The 6,761-nt window shown below is 69.4% G+C and carries 5 protein-coding genes and 3 pseudogenes; 1 reads left to right on the forward strand and 7 read right to left on the reverse strand.

Annotated elements, in window-relative coordinates; translation table 11 throughout:
* From FW784_RS11445 to FW784_RS11460, 4 genes and pseudogenes are all read right to left on the reverse strand, one after another.
* A pseudogene (locus FW784_RS11445) lies at positions 1-548 on the reverse strand (hypothetical protein); the annotation flags it as partial.
* A 130-nt stretch (positions 549-678) separates the two neighbouring features.
* A pseudogene (locus FW784_RS11450) lies at positions 679-1,248 on the reverse strand (HNH endonuclease); the annotation flags it as partial.
* A gap of 152 nt (positions 1,249-1,400) precedes the next feature.
* Positions 1,401-3,197 carry an acyl-CoA dehydrogenase C-terminal domain-containing protein gene (locus FW784_RS11455; RefSeq protein ID WP_149353475.1) on the reverse strand — a complete coding sequence of 599 codons (1,797 nt, stop codon included), beginning with the start codon at positions 3,195-3,197 and terminating at the stop codon, positions 1,401-1,403.
* A 12-nt stretch (positions 3,198-3,209) separates the two neighbouring features.
* Positions 3,210-3,686: an LEA/WHy family protein gene (locus FW784_RS11460; protein ID WP_149353476.1), complete on the reverse strand. Its 477-nt coding sequence runs from the start codon at positions 3,684-3,686 to the stop codon at positions 3,210-3,212.
* A gap of 120 nt (positions 3,687-3,806) precedes the next feature.
* Between FW784_RS11460 and FW784_RS11465 the strand changes: the two genes are divergently transcribed.
* Positions 3,807-4,994: an MFS transporter gene (locus tag FW784_RS11465; protein WP_149353477.1), complete on the forward strand. Its 1,188-nt coding sequence runs from the start codon at positions 3,807-3,809 to the stop codon at positions 4,992-4,994.
* Between the two features lie 5 nt (positions 4,995-4,999).
* Here FW784_RS11465 and FW784_RS11470 read toward each other — a convergent pair whose 3' ends face one another.
* From FW784_RS11470 to FW784_RS14425, 3 genes and pseudogenes are all read right to left on the reverse strand, one after another.
* A complete protein-coding gene (locus FW784_RS11470) occupies positions 5,000-5,641 on the reverse strand; it encodes a response regulator (protein WP_149353478.1) in 642 nt (213 codons plus the stop codon).
* A 42-nt stretch (positions 5,642-5,683) separates the two neighbouring features.
* Complete coding sequence (locus FW784_RS11475) at positions 5,684-6,388, reverse strand: sensor histidine kinase (RefSeq protein WP_149353479.1); 705 nt, start codon at positions 6,386-6,388, stop codon at positions 5,684-5,686.
* Positions 6,385-6,761: pseudogene (locus FW784_RS14425) on the reverse strand (serine/threonine-protein kinase); the annotation flags it as partial. The gene FW784_RS11475 and the pseudogene FW784_RS14425, both read right to left, overlap by 4 nt.

Below are 6,761 nucleotides of genomic sequence, written 5' to 3' on the forward strand. Positions count from 1 at the left end.
ATCGCCGCGGGTTCGGTAATCGCTTCCGGGTTTGCCGGCAGTTCGTCCATGGACGGCGCCGACGGCCGCTCCTCGGGCAACTGATCCATCGGCTCGGGCGACGGCGTCATGCCCGACGGGCGCGCAGGCGGAACCAGTGGTTCGGCCGCCGCGACGGGCACCGATACGCCGGGCTGTGCGGCGGGCGATGCAGCGGCGGGACGCGACAGCGCGGTCGCACCGGTTTCAGCCGGAATACCGGCCGCGCTGCGGATTTCGCCCAGCAACGTCGCCAGCTCCGTCGAAGCGACCGGTCGTCCGAGGCGATACGGCGTCTGTGTTCGGGGCGCGGCCGTCAGCCCCACGACGTGCTTGCCCGCGGCATGAAGCCGCAGCCAGCTCATCGGGCCGTACATGCTGTCCATGTCGACGACAACGTAGTCCGCATGCGTGTCGGGCACCAGCTGCCAACCGCCGCCCGACGCTGCCGATGCCTGCTCGAAGGCGTGTCGAAGCTCGCTCTCGGTCGACGCGTCCATGCCGGTGAATCCGAGTGTCAGTGCGGCCATTGCATCTCTGCCAGGTGAATCCCCCGAGTGTTGCGAATGGGTACGGCGCCGTCAACGCGCGCGTCGCGCTGCTGCGCCATGCAGCGGGCCCGACATCGCCGATTCGTGAACGGGCACGCAGTACGCGAACTCAGACCGCGAGGCGCCGGGCGCGCTTGGGCAGGTGCGCCTTCAGGAATTCCATCTGGTCCGCCAGGATGTGGCGGTTGGACAGGATCAGGTGCTCGATCCAGCTGGGACGGAACGGCACGGCGAGCAGCGGCATGCCGGCCTGCTGCGGTGTGCGGTTGCGCTTGCGCGAATTGCACGGGAAGCAGGCGGCGACCACGTTCTCCCAGCTGTCGCGGCCGCCCTTGGAAAGCGGCATCACGTGGTCGCGCGTGAGCTGGCTGCGCGGGTAGACGTCGCCGCAGTAGAGGCACAGGTGCGCGTCGCGCGCGAACAGGGCCGGGTTGGTCAGTGCCGGCGTCGGGTTGAGCGCATGTGCGCGGGCCCGGCCGCGCGTGGCCACGATGGGATGCAGCTCGATCAGGCTGCGCTCGCCGGTGGCGCGGGCAAGGCCGCCGTGCACGCGCAGGCAGGGCTCGCCGAGGGTCCAGGCGACGGCGTCGCGGGCATACAGGCAGGTCGCCTCGTGCCAGTGCAGCCAGTCGAGGACGTGGCCGTGCGCATCGAGCGACAACAGCCTGACACCGTCCAGCGGGAAGCCGCCGGGCGGAGGCGAAAGCGGCTCCGCCGACCACACGGCATCGCGGTCGACGAGTCGCAGGCGGGCAGGGTGGTTCGCCATGCCCCGAGCTTATAACGCCCCCGTGCCCGATGCGCGTCCGCGTACGCGGCGCGCGGCCCCGTTCAGCGTCCGGCGTCGAACGCCTCGGCGTCGAGCGCCATCAACGAGGGCGCGCCGCTGCGGATTGCCGCCGCGTGCGCCAGCGTGCGCGGCAGGATCCGTTCGAAGTAGAAGCGTGCGGTCGCGCGCTTTCCCTCGGCGAATGCGGTCGTGGGCGTCGCATCGCGAAGGGCGGCCAGGCTGCGCGCCCACCAGTACGCGAGGCACGTGTAACCCGAAAACATCAGGTAGTCGTAGGCCGCGGCGCCGAGTTCGTCGGCATCGCTGCCGGTGCGCTGTGCGATCTCGATGCTCAACTGCTGCCATTGGCCGGCGAGGTGCGTCAGCGACGCGCAGTAGCCGCCGATTTCCCTGTCATTCGCGTTGGCTTCGCAGAAGCTGCGGATTCGACCGAGCATCGCTTCGAGGCCGGCGCCCTTGAGCTGCATGACCTTGCGGCCGAGCAGGTCGAGCGCCTGGATGCCGGTGGTGCCTTCGTAAAGCGTGGTGATGCGCGCATCGCGTGCCAGCTGCTCCATGCCGTGCTCACGGATATAGCCGTGTCCGCCAAAGCACTGCAGTGCGTCGTACGTGATCTCGACGCTCCACTCGGTCAGGCACGCCTTCACGATGGGCGTCAGGAAGCCGACCAGCGCATCGGCCTGCGCACGTTCGGTTCCGCTCTCGCCACGGGATGCGATGTCGAACTGCATCGCCGCGTCGTACGCGAGCGCACGCCCGCCTTCGACCAGCGCCTTGCCCGTCAGCAGCATTCGACGAACATCCGCATGCACGATGATCGGATCGGCCGGCTTGTCCGGGAATTTGGTACCCGTGGCCGAGCGCATCTGCAGGCGATCCTTCGCGTACTCCACCGCGTTCTGGTACGCGCGGTCGGAAACGCCCAGGCCTTGCAGCCCGACCGCGAGGCGCGCGGTATTCATCATCACGAACATCGCCATCAGGCCCTTGTGGGGCTCCCCGACGAGGTAGCCTTCGGCGCCGTCGAAATTCATCACGCATGTCGCCGAGCCGTGGATACCCATCTTGTGTTCCAGGCTGCCGCAGCGGACGGTGTTGCGCTCGCCGATCGAGCCGTCCTGCGCGACACGGAACTTCGGCACGACGAAGAGCGAGATGCCGCGGCTGCCTGCCGGCGCGTCCGGGAGCTTCGCCAGCACGAGATGGACGATGTTGTCCGTCATGTCGTGCTCGCCGGCGGTGATGAAGATCTTGGTGCCGGAGATCGCGTAGGTGTCGTCACCGCGCGGCTCGGCACGCGTGCGCAGCAGGCCGAGGTCGGTCCCGCAATGCGGTTCGGTCAGGCACATGGTGCCGGTCCACCGGCCCTCGACCAGCGGCTTGAGGAACACCTCGCGCTGCCAGTCGGTGCCGAATGCCATGAGTGCTTCGGTGGCGCCGTTCGACAGCAGCGGAAAGTTGCCCCAGGCGAGGTTCGCGGCGTCGATCATTTCCTTGATCGGGAAACCGACCAGGTGCGGCAGGCCCTGTCCGCCGTGTTCGGTCGGCGTGACCAGACCCGTCCAGCCGCCGTCCACGTACTGCGCGTACGCCTGCTTGAACCCCGGAGGCGTGCGCACGTCGCCCGTGGCCACATCGAGGCTGCAGCCAACTTCGTCGCCGACGGCGTTCAACGGTGCGAGTACTTCGGTCGCGAAGCGCGCACCTTCGTCGAGGACGGCGTCGAGCACATCGCGAGTGGCATCGGCGAAGCCAAGCCGCGCGAATTCCCGTTCGGCCTGGAGCAGGTCGAACAGCACGAAGCGCATGTCGGTCAGCGGGGCGTCGTAACGACTCATCGTGGCTCCAGATCAGCGGAGGACGCCGGGCAGGCCGGGCGCGGGGTTGAGCGCGCTGCGGTGCTCGACGTCGAAGGTCTTCTGCGATTTCTTTTCCGGCGTGGCCGCGATTTCACCCTTCAGCGCGTAGTCGATGCCGCGACCGGCGGCCAGTGCGTCGGCCACGGCGAGTTTCGCGGCGGTCGACGGTTGCAGCGTGATTGACACGACGTCGGCCGACTCCGGGCCGATGTCGACCGCGGGCGTCGCCACGATGTCGCCGGCAGGTTGCGTACCCGCAGTGAGCGCCAGGCGGACGCGATCGAAGCGCATCGGGATCGAGCTGTAATTCTGCAGGCGCAGCTGCACGTCCCACGCGCCGTCGGCGCGCACGGTCAGTTGTTGCAGCTGTGCGGTGGGCTCGGACACGCGGCGCACCGGGCCGTGCGTGCACGCGGCGAGGACGGTGGCGAACAGCAATGCCAGGACGGTGCGGAAGGTCGCGCGCATCGGCGGCTCCTGTCGGGGAATCAGCCGAGCATACCGTCCCGCACGGTCGCGGCGTCGACGTCGCGTCTGCGCCGGGCGGGACGCGGCGGCGATACTGGGGGTCGAATCACGGAGCAGTCGATGATCCGGTCGAATCTGAAACGCATTCCGCCGGGGGTCTGGGCCCTTGGCTGGGTCAGCCTGTTCATGGACTTCGGGTCCGAGATGGTTCATTCGCTGCTGCCGCTGCTGTTGGCGGGGCCTCTCGGCGCCAGCGCGTTGGCGATCGGGCTGATCGAAGGCGTGGCCGAAGCCCTCGTGCTCGTGACCAAGCTGCTCTCGGGCTATGCAAGCGATGCGCTCGGCAAGCGCAAGCCGGTCGTGGTGCTCGGCTACGGGCTGGCGGCGCTGGTGAAGCCGGTGTTCCCCATGGCCCAGTCGCTGTCGATGGTGGTGAGCGCGCGGTTGCTCGACCGGTTTGGCAAGGGGATCCGCGGCGCACCGCGCGACGCCCTGATGAGCGACATCGTGCCGCCCGAACTGCGTGGCGCGAGCTTCGGGCTCCGGCAGTCGATGGACACGGTGGGCGCGGTGATCGGCCCGCTCGTGGCGATGGCATTGATGCTGGCGTTCAACGACGACATTCGTCGCGTGCTCTGGTACGCCGTGCTTCCCAGTCTCGTTTCGGTAGCCATTCTCGTGCGCTTCGTCCGCGAGCCCGAGCGTGTCGGCGACAACGCGCCGCGTGCGAGGCTGCCGATCACGCGCGATGGCCTGAGCGCACTCGGTCCCGCCTACTGGCGCGTGGTCGCCATCGGCGCGCTGCTGTCCTTGGCGCGTTTCAGCGAAGCGTTCCTGATCCTGCGCGCCGACCAGCTCGGCCTCGCCAAGGCATATGCGCCGCTGGTGCTTGTGGTCATGAGCCTGGTCTACACGTTGAGCTCGTACCCGGCGGGCGCGCTCAGCGATCGGCTGGGACGGCGCGGCGTGCTGATCGCGGGCCTGGCGGTGCTGGTCGTCGCCGACCTGGTGCTGGCGCTCGCCCGCGGGCCGGCGCTCGCGCTCGTCGGGGCGTCGCTGTGGGGCCTGCACATGGGGCTGACCCAGGGCGTGCTCGGCGCATTCGTCGCCGACTACGCGCCGAAGGATTTCCGCGGGACTGCGTTCGGCGTGTTCAGCCTCGCCTCCGGCGTCGCGCTGCTGATCGCGAGTGCGGTGGCGGGCGCGCTGTGGGACTGGCAGGGCGCGCCGGCCACGTTCATCGCAGGCGCGCTGTTCGCGACGCTCTGCGGCGTCGCTTCGTTCGCGTTACCGCGTCGGATCCGTTAGCCCGACTAGTCGAGAAGCCCCTTGCGAAGCGCGTAGCGCACCAGCTCGGCGGTGTTGCGCACGCCAACCTTGTCGAGCACGCGGGCGCGGTGGTTCTCGGCGGTTTTCGCGCTGATGTCGAGCTCGCGCGCGACCTCCTTGGTCGTGTGGCCTTCGGCGATCAGGTGGAACACCTCGCGCTCGCGCGCGGTGAGCCGCCCGTAGGGATCGTCAGCGCTTCGCTCGGGATTCTGCAGTTGCTGCGCCAATGCGCGCGCCGCCTGCGGCCCGAAATGACCGCGCCCGGCGTGCAGGTTGCGCACCGCCACCAGCAGTTCCGAAGCCGCGCTGTCCTTCACCAGATAGCCGGATGCCCCCGAGCGCACCGCCTGCAGCACGTACTCGTCCTCCTGGTGCATCGTCAGCACGAGCACGCGCGTATCGGGGAGCGCCTCGCGCAGACGCCGCACGACCTCGATGCCGCCGAGGCGCGGCATCGAGAGATCGGCGACGACGACATCCGGGCGCGTTTCCAGCGCCTTGGCGACCGTCTCGATGCCGTCGGCGGCCTGCGCCACCACGACGACGTCGCCTTCCGACTGCAGCAGCCCGACGAGGCTTTCGCGCACCAGCGTGTGGTCGTCGGCGATGAGGATGCGGATCGGCATGCCCACACCCTGCGTGCGCGCTGGCATCGACGTCAAGAAACGTCAGAGGCCCTGCAGCGGCACGACGGCGCGGATGCGCGTTCCATCGCCAGGCGCCGAATGCACTTCGAGCCGGGCCTGGAAGAGCCGCAGGCGCTCGCGCATGCCCGACAGGCCGCTTCCGCCCGCGGTCGCCGCGGGATCGAAACCGATGCCGTCATCCACCACCTGAAGCTGCACCTGTCCCTCGCGTTCGACCAGCCGCAGCAGCACGCTATGCGCCCTCGCGTGCTTGGCGATGTTGTTGAGAGCTTCCTGCGCGACGCGGAACAGCAGGGTTTCGCGCTCGCCGTCGAGCGGGGGCAGCGGTTCGATCTCCACCGCGATCGAGATGCCCGCCGACTCGCCGATGCTGCGACCCAGCCAGCGCAGCGCGGGCTCAAGCCCGAGATCATCGAGGATCGGCGGGCGCAGCAGGCGCGACAGTTCGCGCGTGTCCTCCAGCGTGCCGGCGCAGAGCTGGATCGCGGCTTCGAGCGAATCATGCAGCGGCGTATGGGCACCGACCGAATCGCGCAGCTGGGCGAGCCGGTGTTTCAGCGCCGTCAGGTTCTGTCCGATTCCGTCGTGGAGGTCGCGCGCGAGGCGGCGTCGCTCGTCCTCCTGCACGCGCAACACGGAGCGGCCGAGGCGGCGGAACTCGCGTTCGTTCGCCTCCAGGCGCTCGAGCAGGCGGGTGTAGCGATCGGGGTCGGCGGTTCCGGTCATGGCGTTGCGTCCGGGGCAGTTGCGCCTTTCGCGGCGGGGAGATGCGACGTGAATCGCGCGCGGGCGTCGCGGGCCGCAGCGTCCGCATCCAGCGCGGCAGCTTCGTCACCGGTGAGGCGATGAGCCTGCGCCGCGCGCGCGTGGATGGATGCGCAGACCCGGCTTGAGTTGTCGCGCAGCCATGGCGCCGCTTCGCGGTACAGGCGCAACGCCGTCGTTGGGTCGCGCCGACCGATCGCGTGAGTGATCGCCACGTCGATCCAGTCCAGTCGAACGCTGGCATTGCCGAGGCTGGCGGTCGGAGCGTCGAGCGGTGCAGGGTCGCGGCCGCTCAGCCGCGCGTCGATCACGTCGAGGTCGAGCTGCAACTGGC

It is taken from the genome of Cognatilysobacter lacus, assembly GCF_008274655.1.
Taxonomy (GTDB): Bacteria; Pseudomonadota; Gammaproteobacteria; order Xanthomonadales; family Xanthomonadaceae; genus Cognatilysobacter; species Cognatilysobacter lacus.